The 12,684-nt window shown below is 54.5% G+C and carries 13 protein-coding genes and 1 riboswitch; of the genes, 10 read left to right on the forward strand and 3 right to left on the reverse strand.

The genetic code is table 11. The features are described from left to right. Positions 1-68: 68 nt before the first annotated feature. On the reverse strand, positions 69-2,024 hold the full coding sequence (acs, locus tag RGV06_RS08470; protein WP_019823435.1) for an acetate--CoA ligase: 1,956 nt from the start codon (positions 2,022-2,024) through the stop codon (positions 69-71). 415 nt (positions 2,025-2,439) lie between these two features. On the opposite strand from acs, the gene RGV06_RS08475 reads away from it, so the two are divergent. The 6 genes from RGV06_RS08475 (at position 2,440) to RGV06_RS08500 (ending at position 6,817) form a co-directional block, all read left to right on the forward strand. Beyond that, positions 2,440-2,703 (forward strand): DUF2790 domain-containing protein, encoded by a 264-nt coding sequence (locus RGV06_RS08475; RefSeq protein ID WP_019823437.1) that lies wholly within the window; start codon positions 2,440-2,442, stop codon positions 2,701-2,703. Between the two features lie 142 nt (positions 2,704-2,845). Then, positions 2,846-3,064, forward strand: a complete 219-nt coding sequence (locus tag RGV06_RS08480; RefSeq protein ID WP_019823439.1) for a hypothetical protein — start codon at positions 2,846-2,848, stop codon at positions 3,062-3,064. Between the two features lie 501 nt (positions 3,065-3,565). Beyond that, on the forward strand, positions 3,566-4,816 hold the full coding sequence (locus RGV06_RS08485; RefSeq protein WP_048351774.1) for a ribonucleotide-diphosphate reductase subunit beta: 1,251 nt from the start codon (positions 3,566-3,568) through the stop codon (positions 4,814-4,816). A gap of 285 nt (positions 4,817-5,101) precedes the next feature. Continuing rightward, positions 5,102-5,275: riboswitch (yybP-ykoY riboswitch) on the forward strand. A 33-nt stretch (positions 5,276-5,308) separates the two neighbouring features. After that, positions 5,309-5,869, forward strand: a complete 561-nt coding sequence (locus tag RGV06_RS08490) for a sodium:calcium antiporter (RefSeq protein ID WP_322149809.1) — start codon at positions 5,309-5,311, stop codon at positions 5,867-5,869. Positions 5,870-5,887: 18 nt separating this feature from the next. Beyond that, positions 5,888-6,307, forward strand: a complete 420-nt coding sequence (locus RGV06_RS08495; protein WP_322151858.1) for a sodium:calcium antiporter — start codon at positions 5,888-5,890, stop codon at positions 6,305-6,307. A gap of 192 nt (positions 6,308-6,499) precedes the next feature. Then, on the forward strand, positions 6,500-6,817 hold the full coding sequence (locus RGV06_RS08500) for a helix-turn-helix domain-containing protein (RefSeq protein WP_322149810.1): 318 nt from the start codon (positions 6,500-6,502) through the stop codon (positions 6,815-6,817). Positions 6,818-6,826: 9 nt separating this feature from the next. On the opposite strand, the gene RGV06_RS08505 is transcribed toward RGV06_RS08500, so the two are convergent. Then, on the reverse strand, positions 6,827-7,855 hold the full coding sequence (locus tag RGV06_RS08505) for an MBL fold metallo-hydrolase (RefSeq protein WP_322149811.1): 1,029 nt from the start codon (positions 7,853-7,855) through the stop codon (positions 6,827-6,829). A gap of 274 nt (positions 7,856-8,129) precedes the next feature. Between RGV06_RS08505 and RGV06_RS08510 the strand changes: the two genes are divergently transcribed. Further along, positions 8,130-9,197, forward strand: coding sequence for a diguanylate cyclase (locus RGV06_RS08510; protein WP_046808853.1), 1,068 nt, complete (start codon positions 8,130-8,132; stop codon positions 9,195-9,197). 41 nt (positions 9,198-9,238) lie between these two features. On the opposite strand, the gene RGV06_RS08515 is transcribed toward RGV06_RS08510, so the two are convergent. After that, entirely contained in the window at positions 9,239-9,562 is a 324-nt protein-coding gene (locus RGV06_RS08515; RefSeq protein ID WP_019829165.1) for a DUF2025 family protein, read from the reverse strand. A 232-nt stretch (positions 9,563-9,794) separates the two neighbouring features. Here RGV06_RS08515 and RGV06_RS08520 point away from each other — a divergent pair, with 232 nt between their 5' ends. From RGV06_RS08520 to RGV06_RS08530, 3 genes are all read left to right on the forward strand, one after another. Then, complete coding sequence (locus RGV06_RS08520; RefSeq protein WP_322149812.1) at positions 9,795-10,916, forward strand: glycerophosphodiester phosphodiesterase; 1,122 nt, start codon at positions 9,795-9,797, stop codon at positions 10,914-10,916. A 96-nt stretch (positions 10,917-11,012) separates the two neighbouring features. After that, on the forward strand, positions 11,013-11,318 hold the full coding sequence (locus RGV06_RS08525) for a PepSY domain-containing protein (protein ID WP_019829163.1): 306 nt from the start codon (positions 11,013-11,015) through the stop codon (positions 11,316-11,318). Between the two features lie 149 nt (positions 11,319-11,467). Further along, positions 11,468-12,646 carry a GAF domain-containing sensor histidine kinase gene (locus tag RGV06_RS08530; protein ID WP_046808855.1) on the forward strand — a complete coding sequence of 393 codons (1,179 nt, stop codon included), beginning with the start codon at positions 11,468-11,470 and terminating at the stop codon, positions 12,644-12,646. Positions 12,647-12,684: the final 38 nt, after the last annotated feature.

Below are 12,684 nucleotides of genomic sequence, written 5' to 3' on the forward strand. Positions count from 1 at the left end.
ATCGGGCTCGCTATAAAAAAAGCCCCGCCAGGCAACGCCGGACGGGGCTCGATGACACTCAGGACGTGTTATGCGACTTTCATGCCTTTGTGGGTCTCAATCAAGTGCTGCACCACACCCGGGTCGGCCAAGGTAGAAATATCACCCAGACCATCGTATTCACCGGTGGCTATCTTGCGCAGAATGCGGCGCATGATCTTGCCCGAGCGAGTTTTCGGCAGGCCCGGCGCCCACTGGATTACATCCGGCGAGGCGATTGGACCGATCTCCTTGCGCACCCAGTTTTTCAATTCAAGGCGCAGCGCTTCACTCGGCTCTTCGCCACCATTGAGGGTGACGTAGACATAGATCCCCTGCCCCTTGATGTCATGCGGAACGCCAACCACTGCAGCTTCAGCGACTTTAGGATGCGCCACCATCGCGCTTTCGATTTCAGCCGTACCCATCCGGTGGCCGGACACGTTGAGCACGTCATCCACGCGACCCGTGATCCAGTAGTAGCCGTCTTCGTCGCGACGCGCGCCGTCACCGGTGAAGTACATGCCACGGAAGGTCTTGAAGTAGGTATCGACGAAACGGTCGTGATCGCCATACAGGGTCCGCGCCTGCCCCGGCCACGAATCCAGAATCACCAGATTGCCTTCGGCTGCGCCCTCTATCAGGTTGCCCAGGTTATCCACCAGCCCCGGCACCACACCGAAAAACGGACGCGCAGCTGACCCCGGCTTGAGTGCGTGCGCACCCGGCAACGGGCTCATCATGCAAGCACCGGTTTCGGTCTGCCACCAGGTATCCACGATCGGGCAGCGCTCCTTGCCTACCGTTGTGTAGTACCAGTTCCAGGCTTCAGGGTTAATCGGCTCGCCCACCGAGCCCAGCAAACGCAAGCTGGAACCATCGGCCCCTTTAACCGCAGCCTGGCCTTCAGCCATCATGGCGCGAATGGCGGTTGGTGCGGTGTAGAGAATGTTGACCTTGTGCTTGTCGACAATTTTCGACACCCGGGTGATGTCCGGATAGTTCGGCACACCTTCAAACAGCAAGGTGGTCGCGCCATTGGCCAACGGCCCGTAAACAATATAAGTGTGACCGGTCACCCAGCCCACATCGGCGGTGCACCAGTACACTTCGCCTGGACGGTAATCGAACACACGCTCATGGGTCAGCGCCGCATAGAGCAGATAGCCGCCAGTGGTGTGCTGCACGCCTTTGGGCTTGCCGGTTGAGCCAGAGGTATAAAGGATGAACAGGGCTTCTTCGGCCCCCATCTCTTTCGGGGCGCAGTGCTTCGAAGCAACGGCCATCAAGTCGTGGTACCAGATATCACGGTGCTTGTACCAGGCGATGTCGCCACCGGTGCGCTTGAACACGATGATCTTCTGCACACTCGAGGTGTCAGGGTTGGTCAGTGCCACATCGACATTGGCCTTGAGCGCTGTGCGCTTGCCGCCACGCAGACCTTCGTCGGCGGTGATGACCACCTTGGATTTGCAATCGATGATCCGCCCGGCCAGTGCCTCGGGGGAGAAACCGCCAAACACCACGGAGTGAATCGCGCCGATCCGGGTACAGGCCAGCATGGCGACCACGGCTTCCGGCACCATCGGCATATAGATAGTAACGACGTCACCACGGTGCACATCCTGACCGCGCAGGGCGTTGGCCAGCTTGCACACTTCTTCGTGCAGTTCGCGGTAGGTAATGTTGCGCTGTTCGGAAGGGTCATCGCCTTCCCAGATGATGGCTATCTGGTCGCCGCGCTCAGCAAGGTGGCGATCCAGGCAGTTGTAGGAAACGTTGAGCGTGCCATCTGCAAACCACTTGATATCGACATGGTGATCGTCGAAGGAGGTCTGCTTGACGGTAGTAAAAGGCTTGATCCAGTCGAGACGCTTTGCTTGTTCGCGCCAGAAGCCATCCGGGTTGACGACGGACTGCTGGTACATCGCCTTGTAGGTCGCCTCGTCAGTCAGCGTATTGGCAGCGACTTCAGGGCGTACGGGATACAGGGAAGCGGCACTCATGTTTCATACCTCAATGCTTGTAGTTGTTGTTTTATGACCCTGTTTTAGCCGGGCCAAGCCGTGAGATCCATTCGACGTTGGTAGTAAGAAACACGCAGAAAAACCATGGTTTTTCTGCGCAAGGCTCAAGAACAGTACTTACAGCGCTTTACTGTTGGATGCACGCCTTGCAAACGTCAAAAATGAACCCTGTTTTCGACGATTGTTGCAGAAACTGTCAACAGTCTTTATCAAAACCCCCTCTATATGCCCGTGCAGCGCAGGCCTAAAATTCATCTCGCCAACCAAGGCACCGCGATTAACCCAAGTTACAGCCCCCACGAAGGCAAGTTTAGTCGCTCTTACTTACTCAGTTTCACACACAGCCTCACAAGGGCTGTGTGACCCCACTCGACCTAAAACAGGTAAATTTGAAATGAAAGCGTTGTTAGTTCTGGCTCTGAGCAGTGTGTGTTTGACCGCCATGGCGGATGAAACAAACACACAGGCTGCGCACCAGCAACCGGCCGTTGAACAGTATTCCTACTCTTCCGAACTGGACATCGCCAAGGTGATTTCCATGAGCGAAATTCCCAGCGTCTGCGAAGTCGTGCCGGCACAAATGGTCTACGAAGACTCGCAAGGCATGCAGCACACCCTTGAATACCGCGTGATGGGCAACGGCTGCTCCAACGGCTGATTCATCGCAACCGCTTTATGACACCGCTAATTAACTTACTTATATAAGCGATCCCACGCGGCACTTAATCGCCACTTTCAATGCAACTTTATTGCCGTTGAACAGTTGCCTGCCTGCGCCTGTATCGCCCGGGAATTATTAAATGAAACGTTCATGGATAATGGCTTTGAGTCTGTCCGTTCTGGCCAGTACCGCATTTGCCGCTGACGGCTACGACCGCACTCACGCAGCCGGTTTTGCAGAAGACGGTTACGACAACACCCGTTCGGCCAGCTTTGCAGAAGATGGTTATGACAACACCCGCTCGGCAGGCTTTGCCGAAGATGGCTACGACCGTACCAACGGCCATCGCCTCAGCTGACACCGCATCGACTGACGCCCGGTTTCGGCCGGGCTTGATCCTTCCTCGCACCAAAGCCCTCTTCATTCGCGCTTAAGCCACAGGTCATTCGACCTCTTGGGCCGATGAAAAAAAACTTCTGCTCCCGTAAACCCTCGCTCAGCCGCAGCCCTACTTAAGCCCAGGATAAATTTAGGGCGTTTCGTCGCATCCCCTGAAAAAAAACTGGCTGAAATACCTTGTGCAAAAGCCGTATACTGCGGCCATCAAAAAGGCTTGATATATCCCCTTCGCGGGCTATAAATCCACGCTGCTACGGCCTCAAGGCCCAGGGTGAGTGCAGGTACAACCTCCTCCCCTGAGCGACAGCGATACAAGCCAACGTACACATTCATGTTTTTGCGTGAGCACAACGCTACTGCAAGCAACATTTCTTAGATCCAAGTGGCCTATGGCCGTGTAAAAACCAAACCATAAGTGTTTTCACACGGCCATTGGCCCTCACGCAGGAGACGATACGTCATGCTGAGCTGGGACGAATTCGACAAAGAAGACGAAGGCGAAGTCGCTGTTAAAGGCGCCAACGCGGGTCACGCAACCGAAGCCAACATGGACCGCCTGGACGCCGCCGGTGGTGTTGCCGCCCAAGAAGCCCGCGCAGTGACGGCCAGCGACTCTGCCGCCATCATTCGCGCCAAGGCCGCACTGGATAACCTTGACGTCGCCGAAGGTCTGGCCGAACTCGAAGGCGCTTCCGCCCGAGTTGCGGTTGACGAAAAGATGATGATCAACTGCCGCGCCGACCTCAACCAGCTCGTACCGTTCAAGTACGACTGGGCCTGGCAGAAGTACCTGGACGGCTGCGCAAACCACTGGATGCCGCAAGAAGTCAACATGACCGCCGACATCGCCCTATGGAAAAACCCGGAAGGCCTGACTGACGACGAGCGCCGCATCGTGATGCGTAACCTGGGCTTCTTCTCTACCGCCGACTCCCTGGTTGCCAACAACCTGGTGCTGGCCGTATACCGCCTGATCACCAACCCGGAATGCCGCCAGTACATCCTGCGCCAGGCATTCGAAGAGGCGATCCACACCCACGCCTACCAGTACTGCATCGAATCGCTGGCCATGGATGAAGGCGAGATCTTCAACATGTACCACGAGATCCCGTCGGTCGCTAAAAAAGCCACCTGGGGCCTGAAGTACACCCGCTCGATCTCCGATCCGAAGTTCGAAACCGGCACTGTTGAAACCGACAAAGAGCTGCTGCGCAACCTGATCGCCTACTACTGCGTTCTGGAAGGTATCTTCTTCTACTGTGGCTTCACGCAGATCCTGTCGATGGGCCGTCGCAACAAGATGACCGGCGTCGCCGAGCAGTTCCAGTACATCCTGCGCGACGAATCCATGCACTTGAACTTCGGCATCGACGTGATCAACCAGATCAAAATCGAAAACCCGCATCTGTGGGACGCTGAAATGAAGGAAGAAGCTTCGCAGATGATCCTGCAAGGCACCCAGCTGGAAATCGAATACGCTCGCGACACCATGCCGCGCGGAGTACTGGGCATGAACGCCGCGATGATGGAGGACTACCTCAAGTTCATCGCCAACCGTCGCCTGTCGCAAATCGGCCTGAAAGAAGAATACCCGGGCACGACCAACCCGTTCCCATGGATGAGCGAAATCATGGACTTGAAGAAAGAGAAAAACTTCTTCGAAACGCGGGTTATTGAATACCAAACCGGCGGTGCATTGAGCTGGGATTGATACGGGGCTTGATATAAGTCGTAAGTAGCAAACAAAAAGGGCCAACAATTGTTGGCCCTTTTTTTGTGCAAAACCGTATAAGCCCGCGCAAATAAAAGTTAGGGCGGTACTGAAGCGGCATATATCTGTCATTAACAACCGAGCGCTTTTACAGGACGGCGGGCGAGTGAAGTAAATAAAATACAGATCTAGATGATTGTAATAACCATTAATATTATTTGACTTGTGTTCCAATCTTCAATGTTTCCTGCCTTGCAATGCACTCGCATCTTGGGAATAATGCCGCGCCTCGTCATTGGGGAGTAGCTATCTTCAGCCACACGGCTGAGGAAATCATGTCAACACACTTGAAGTCTCTTACTTCATGGCATGATTGGCACATTCGGAACCAGCCGATGTTGCCCAGCAAGACCTTTGGCCACTGCGTGTTTACCGACCGGGTAAGCCACGTCGTGTGCCATTGGATTTTTGCTTGCCCGGTCTGTGTCTCCCATGCTCCTAACCTTGGTTCTCTTTTTTCTCTCCGCTATTACCATCTATCTGTCATGCGAATATTTCGTTAACGGTATTGAATGGTGTGGCCGTCACATGAATCTCGGCGCCACAGCTGTTGGCACCGTACTGGCCGCATTTGGTACAGCCCTGCCTGAAACCGCAGTGACGTTTACAGCCGTCGTGTTTGGATCAACCCCCGAGCAGAAAGACATCGGTGTAGGCGCTGCCATGGGCGGCCCGTTGGTTCTCGCGACAGTCGCTTATGGCGTCGTGGGCTTTGCGCTATGGATGAATCGCCGCAAACTGAATCGAGACGACTCAGTCATTCGCGTGGATCACAAAGGCCTGGCGAAAGATCAGTTGGCGTTTTTGGCTGTGTTCGTCGTAAAAGTAGGCTTGGGTCTCGTAGCCTTTGCCATCAAGCCCTGGCTTGGGATCTTGTTCCTGGCGACCTACGGCCTCTACGTCTGGCGCGAGATCGTCAGCGCGGATACAGCCCCCGAAGAGGAGGAGCTGGAACCCCTCAAGCTGAGGCCGAAAAATGCATCGATGGGCTGAGCCGGGCTACAAACGGTTATAGCGCTCTGCGTGATTGGCGCAGCGTCACATGTATTTGTTTCCCAACTGGAGAGCATAGGCATTCTCTTCGGCCTGTCCCCCAACATGGTCGCGCTGCTGCTTAGCCCCGTAGCGACCGAACTTCCTGAGATCATGAATGCCTTGATCTGGGTTCGCCAGGGTAAAGAGCGATTGGCCTTGGCCAATATTTCTGGAGCGATGATGATCCAGGCGACCATCCCCAGTTCGCTCGGTTTGTTCTTCACTCCTTGGATGTTAGACACCCCTCTGCTGATTGCCGGCGCCATAACGGCATTTGCTGTACTCATGCTCTGGCTACTATTTCGTCGCGGCAATATTGAAGCCAAAAGTTTGATGGCAATCGCTCTCCTGTACTGCGGTTTCGCGGGTTACGTGGCATGGCACTTCATGCATTGATGCCTTTCATTTTCCATGTGGGACAACAAGCCAGCTGAGGGCAAAAGCCTGAGAGCCTCCGCGGATAGCGTGAGTAACGGGTGCCAGTTCTCCGGTCGGGACTCATCAAAAAACGAGTTTGATCCACGCCAAAAATAACTGTATAAAAACACAGTATATTTTCAAGCACTGACTCAGCCCTGGAGAACCCCCATGCCTCATTCAGCCATGCGCAGTACGTTTGAACGCATCGTCATTAATCAATTTACCCCGCTGCACTGCGCGCAAGCCCGTGAAATGCTTGGCTGGAGCCTCGACTACCTGAGTGAGCAGTCCGGGGTTTCGGTCCCGGCGATCGAACGCTTCGAAGCCCAAGCCCCTGTGCGCGACGTTACCCGGCTGGCCCTCGCTTACAGCCTGGAGGCGCAAGGGTTGGTGTTCTTTCCCGGGTTTGCGCCCGGTCGCGGGGGCAATATTCGCGGCACCACGCCAGACCCGATGGGCCGCGAAGACTTTGCCATGATCGAGTAAACCCCGGCCCTACTGCCCCGGGGTTTGTACTTCAAGCCACCAGGCACGCCCTTTGTGGGGCTGCATCAGGTTGAATACTTCCCCCATTTGTGGCGTTGTAATGAGTACATTGCGTTGCTCTGCCAACGCCACAATGCGATCAAACGGCTCGGACCAGGCATGGAAAGCCAGATCAAAAGTGCCGTTGTGAATCGGCATTAACCAGCGCCCATTGAGGTCGATATGAGCTTGGAGGCTATGCTCGGGCTGCATGTGCACATGGGGCCAGTCGACGTTGTAGGCACCCGTCTCCATCAGCGTCAGGTCGAATGGCCCAAACTGCTCACCAATCAGCTTGAATCCATCGAAGTACCCTGAATCTCCACTGAAGAAAATCCGAACCTCACCAATGATTAACACCCAGGATGCCCAAAGCGTCTGGTTGTGATCAAACAGGCCGCGGCCTGAAAAGTGCTGGGATGGAGTGGCGATAAAACGAATGCCTGCAACATGGGTGTCTTGCCACCAATCCAGTTGCTGGACTTTGCTGGCCTGTACTCCCCACTTGATCAACAGGTCGCCGACACCCAGCGGCGCCAAAAAATGCTGTGTTTTGGCCGCCAGCTGCAACACGGTTTTTTGGTCCAGGTGGTCGTAGTGGTTATGGGACAGAATCACGGCCTCCAACGGTGGAAGCTCTTGAAGGCTGATGGGGGGAGCATGGAAACGCTTGGGGCCAATCCACTGCAGCGGTGAGGCGCGCTGCGCGTAGACAGGATCGGTCAGCCAGTATTTGCCATTGAGCTTGAGCAGCAAGGTCGAGTGTCCCAATCGATAGACACTGAAATCAGGTGCCGCAGCCAACTGTTCACACGTTAACGCCTTGACCGGAATCACACCTGCAGGACGCGTACTCGCCGGCTTTTGAAAAAGCATTCTCCAAAAAATACCCAAGGTCTTGCCAAGACTGGAGGACGGCCGGGCGCCATGATTTCGAAATGCACCTTGATAACGCTCAGCGGGTTTAGGCCGCTCAGCACTGCGTGAGTCGAGTGCCATGGCATGAAGCCTCCAGTGAAAAAATGAGTATTATCTTGCTTTCCGGCCTGTTAGAGGTTGATCGTCATTCTATAAGAACTAACAGTGGCCACAGACATTGTCACCAACGCCGACTCGCCTTCGACTTAATAGAGCTAGTCTGCATCCATAACCGTTCCAAAAATGTGCGGAATATGTGCGATGTATTCTCGACAACCGATATCAGCAAGCAATCGACGGTCCGGGTACCCAGCGGTATCCGGGTTCATAGTCCAAACATCTCGCGCAGATAACCATGGACAATAAAAGAGGCAAAGGTTTGTCGTTTGCCAAGCGTATTTATACGCCACGTGCCATAGGTTCAGGGTTTGGCGGTCTGAGTTTGGTAGCAGCCCTGTACCCACTCGACAAGCCCATCTGGCTATGGGGACTGCTGCTGTTCAATGCACTCGTATGGCCACACCTGGCATTTCAATTGTCTTCACGTGCGACCTATCCGTATCGGACTGAGCGGCGCAACATCTTGATTGACTCGCTGTGCGGGGGGTTCTGGGCAGCAACCATCCAGTTCAACGCGCTGCCGACAGTCATTATTGTGTCCATGATGATGATGCATAACGTCGCGGCAGGAGGGCCAAGATTTCTCTTGTACGGTGTGTTGGCGCAGTTGGCAGGGGGCCTGATTTCGATTCTGTTTCTGGGAGCTGCCTTCACGCCCGAAACCAACAGCCTGCAAGTCTATGCCTGCATACCGGTGCTGATTCTTTACCCGTTTTCTGTAGGCATGGTCAGCTATCGGCTGGCGATAACCTTGGCCGAGCATAAACGCGCACTAAGTACCCTGAGCCGCACCGACAGCCTGACCGGGCTGCTCAATCACGGTTCATGGAAAGACCTGCTGCACCTGAGCTTCCTGCAAAGCAGGGAGAGTCATTCACCCGCCACCCTGGCCCTGATTGATATCGACCATTTCAAGCAGATCAATGATACCTACGGGCATATCGTCGGTGATTGTGTACTGCGCCAGCTCAGCAAGGAGCTCAAGGACAACTTGCGCGTTCAAGACCTGGCTGGTCGGTATGGCGGTGATGAATTCTGCATCATCCTGCCCAACCGCTCTTTGCATCAGGCCCAGGAGATCATGGAGCGGTTGCGTCAGGTATTTTGCAACTACCAACACGCGGACGAGCCTGAACTACGGATAAGCGTGAGCCTGAGCATTGGGCTTGCTTCGTGCCGCCCTGAGTTTCAAAACGCCTCCATCTGGCTGAACGAAGCCGATAAAGCGCTGTATATCGCAAAGAACACTGGCCGAAACAAAATCTGTGTCGGCGCCGCAGACACTTTTTCAGAACCTTCTTGAATAGCAGCCCGGGAGATACAGAGTGTCCTGGGCTGCTGCACTCAGTTAACGCAACGGCGTACAGCCGAAATTTCAGGCACGTCCAGACGCCGCATATACACGTGCAGTGGTTCGGTGATGTTAAGGCGGTCATCGATATTTTGATCCAGTAATAACTGAATCAGCTCGCGCTTCAGGGTCATGTTGTCTGCGCCATCGGCCTGCCAGACAAACTCGCTGGTGGGCGTGATGTTGTCGTCAGCAACATCCATCCCGAAGGAATCCTCACTGAAACGGACAATGTGCTGGCCTGTCTTGCGATTGAAACCAACAAAGCCATTAAGCAGGTCGGCGGCTTGGCAGATAAGTTGCGAAGTGATGCGCATGGTAAACCTCACTGACGAGCCAGAAGGCTCTGGAACAATGGTTTACACGCAAGATGTAACGCTTGTCCCTCTGCCGGGGACGTTGGTGTGGTCAAGAATACTGCACATTTGTAAGAAAAAACGCTTAAAAACAAGCAAGACACTCATTTGTGTCAGGTTCTCGATAGCCTCCATGACTGTCTTGTTGTTAAAAAGGCGGTCTCTATTTTTCTGATTGAAAGGAATTCAACCAATGCCTGACACTTTTGGCAAAAGCGCCCTGCTTCTAAGCCTGATTCTGGGCATCGGCGGCGCACAGGCCGCCAGCGCACCCAACGCTACCGAGGCGGCACTGGCCAACGCTCATGGCATCCCGCACCCGGCCGTAATTGCACATCGCGGTGCATCCTTCGATGCCCCGGAATCAACTGCAGCAGCCTATACCCTCGCCCGTGATCTGGGCGCCGACTACCTGGAAATGGACCTTCAACGCAGCAAGGACGGGGTTCTGTTTGCGCTTCACGACAACAGCCTGTTACGCACCACTGACGTGGCCAAAAAGTTCCCGGACCGCAAGGACAGTCCCGCCAGCGCCTTCACCCTGGCCGAGCTTAAAACCCTGGATGCCGGTAGCTGGTTCAATCAGGCTTACCCTGATCGCGCGCGCCCATCCTATGCAGGGCTACCGATTCTGACCCTGGACGAAATAATCGATATTGCCCAAGGCAATCCACACTACAAACCGGGCCTGTACATCGAAACCAAAGAACCCAAGCAGTTCCCGGGACTTGAGCACGACCTGAAAAACAAGCTGAGCGAGCGTGGCTGGCTTGAACCTGCAACTACAACAGAGTCAAAAGTCGGCCAGGGTAAAGGTCGGGTCATGCTGCAAACCTTTGAGAAAAGCAGCCTTGAGCTGCTGCAAAAAGAAATGCCCGATACTCCGAAAATCCTGCTGCTGTGGGTGGGCGAAGGCGGCATGACACCCAACACCAGCAAGAGCTTTACAGACTCGGGCGAGAAGGACAAAGCTGCGTATTACGCCAAACAGCAGCCCAAGGACAAAGCCGAGTTCATCCAGTGGCTCGACTTTGCCAAGGCCAACGGCGCTATCGGCACAGGCCCTTCGGCGGCATTGACCCACGGCGGAGACCAAAGCTACTTCGACCTGATCAAGCCGTGGATGAACAAGGCTACCCACGACAAGGGCATGCTGGTGCACGTGTACACCCTCGACGAACCGGTTGATTTCAAGAAAGCGATGGAAGCAGGGGTCGACGGCATTTTTACGAACCGCGCCAGCGAGTTGCTCAAATTCTATCAGCGCCCCGCCCCACACAGCGTCAACCAACTGTTGGAAAAGAATGGCTATTAAGTCCGTGACTCCGTAGCCAGGTGAAAATTAAGGATGAGTTAAGTTGCGCCGGGTAATCTGATCCCACTTAAACACCTCAACCCCAAGGGATTAAACATGAAAGCACTTAATGTAGTATTCGCCACTGTTGCCCTGGCTCTGACTGCCGGTATTGCCCAGGCTGATGTACGCCCGGACCATATTCCAGGCCTGATCAAATCGGGTGAAATCACCTCATTTGAAAAGTTGAATCAAGCGGCGCTGGATAAACACCCAGGCGCAACCATTCTCGATACCGAGCTTGATCACTCTTACGGCAAACTGGTTTATGAAGTTGAATTGCGCGATAGCAAAGGTGTTAAGTGGGACGTCGATCTCGACGCTAAAACAGCCGAAGTCCTGCAAGACAAACAAGACACTTAAGTCGACTTAATAAAAAGGCCGCGCCGTTCAATATGAATGGCGCGGCCTTTTTTATTGGCTCCGCTCGGGCTTTTATAGATATTGCCCCTGCGTTTGTGCCACGCTCAGTGTTCTGGCTGGAATCAAATCTTTAAACAAGAGCATTTACCATGGCGCAAGGCGCGATTGAAGATATCGCAACGATTAACCGGATCAGTGCAGTTCCCGCGATCCTTAAGGTCATTACTGAAATGACCGGTATGCGCTTTGCCGCCGTTGCCCGTGTCACCCAAACCACCTGGACCGCCTGCGCGGTGCTCGACAATCTGAACTTTGGTTTACAGCCGGGCGGAGAACTGGACCTGGTCAGCACCCTGTGCTTTGAAAGTATGAACTCGCACCTGCCGATCATCATCGACAACGCCAGCGCAGACCCGCTCTACCAGCACCACCAAACGCCAAAGATGTATCGTTTCGAAAGTTACATCACGATCCCGGTATGGCGTACCGACGGCAGCTTCTTCGGTACCTTGTGCGCGCTTGACCCCAAGCCTGCAAGCCTCAGAAGCAGCAACATCCAGTCCACAATGGAGTCCTTTTCACGCCTGCTGTCGCTGCAAATAGAAGCAGAAGAAAACCTGCAACGCACTGAAACAGCGCTGCTGCAAGAACGTGAGAATGCAGAGTTGCGTGAACAATTCATCGCCGTTATCGGCCATGACTTGCGCAATCCGCTATTCGCCATCACTGCCGCCGCCGAGCGCTTGCTACGCAAGCACTCCAACCCGCTAAGCGATGTTCTGGTGCAGCACATCCTGGCCTCTGGCCATCGGGCATCTCAGTTGGTAGATGACGTGCTGGATTTTGCCCGGGGCCGTCTCGGTAGTGGAATTCCTGTAACTTTGAGCGAATGCTCTGATCTCAATCAAGTATTCAACCACGTGATTTCAGAGATACAGAACGTGCATCCCCAGCGTTTGATCCTGTCCGATATAGGGCAACTCATAGGTATTCGATGTGACCGTGGCCGCTTGGCACAACTGCTCTCCAACCTGCTGATCAATGCGATTACCCATGGTTGCAGCACCGGTACGGTGCGCGTCACAGCCTTGATCCAGGACGGAGTGTTCAGCATCAGGGTAGCCAACCAGGGCAAGCCCATCCCGCATGACGTGCTGCCGCACCTGTTCAAACCCTACTCACGTCCGGCCAACCATACTCCGCAAGCAGGTCTTGGTCTTGGGTTGTACATTGCCAGCCAGATCGCCCTGTCCCACGGAGGCCAACTGGAAGTCGCCTCGGATGAAGAAAACGGTACAGTTTTCACCTTTAGCTTGCCGGTAGCCTGAGCCTGCATACGAATAACTCTGTATTTGGCCTCCTGATG

This window comes from Pseudomonas sp. CCI3.1, assembly GCF_034313985.1.
GTDB classification, from domain to species: domain Bacteria; phylum Pseudomonadota; class Gammaproteobacteria; order Pseudomonadales; family Pseudomonadaceae; genus Aquipseudomonas; species Aquipseudomonas psychrophila.

Coding starts and splice junctions, on each gene's coding strand:
- acs (WP_019823435.1), bottom strand. CDS start 2,024: ATGAGTGCCGCTTCCCTGTATCCCGTACGCCCTGAAGTCGCTGCCAAT.
- RGV06_RS08475 (WP_019823437.1), top strand. CDS start 2,440: ATGAAAGCGTTGTTAGTTCTGGCTCTGAGCAGTGTGTGTTTGACCGCC.
- RGV06_RS08480 (WP_019823439.1), top strand. CDS start 2,846: ATGAAACGTTCATGGATAATGGCTTTGAGTCTGTCCGTTCTGGCCAGT.
- RGV06_RS08485 (WP_048351774.1), top strand. CDS start 3,566: ATGCTGAGCTGGGACGAATTCGACAAAGAAGACGAAGGCGAAGTCGCT.
- RGV06_RS08490 (WP_322149809.1), top strand. CDS start 5,309: ATGCTCCTAACCTTGGTTCTCTTTTTTCTCTCCGCTATTACCATCTAT.
- RGV06_RS08500 (WP_322149810.1), top strand. CDS start 6,500: ATGCCTCATTCAGCCATGCGCAGTACGTTTGAACGCATCGTCATTAAT.
- RGV06_RS08505 (WP_322149811.1), bottom strand. CDS start 7,855: ATGGCACTCGACTCACGCAGTGCTGAGCGGCCTAAACCCGCTGAGCGT.
- RGV06_RS08510 (WP_046808853.1), top strand. CDS start 8,130: ATGGACAATAAAAGAGGCAAAGGTTTGTCGTTTGCCAAGCGTATTTAT.
- RGV06_RS08515 (WP_019829165.1), bottom strand. CDS start 9,562: ATGCGCATCACTTCGCAACTTATCTGCCAAGCCGCCGACCTGCTTAAT.
- RGV06_RS08520 (WP_322149812.1), top strand. CDS start 9,795: ATGCCTGACACTTTTGGCAAAAGCGCCCTGCTTCTAAGCCTGATTCTG.
- RGV06_RS08525 (WP_019829163.1), top strand. CDS start 11,013: ATGAAAGCACTTAATGTAGTATTCGCCACTGTTGCCCTGGCTCTGACT.
- RGV06_RS08530 (WP_046808855.1), top strand. CDS start 11,468: ATGGCGCAAGGCGCGATTGAAGATATCGCAACGATTAACCGGATCAGT.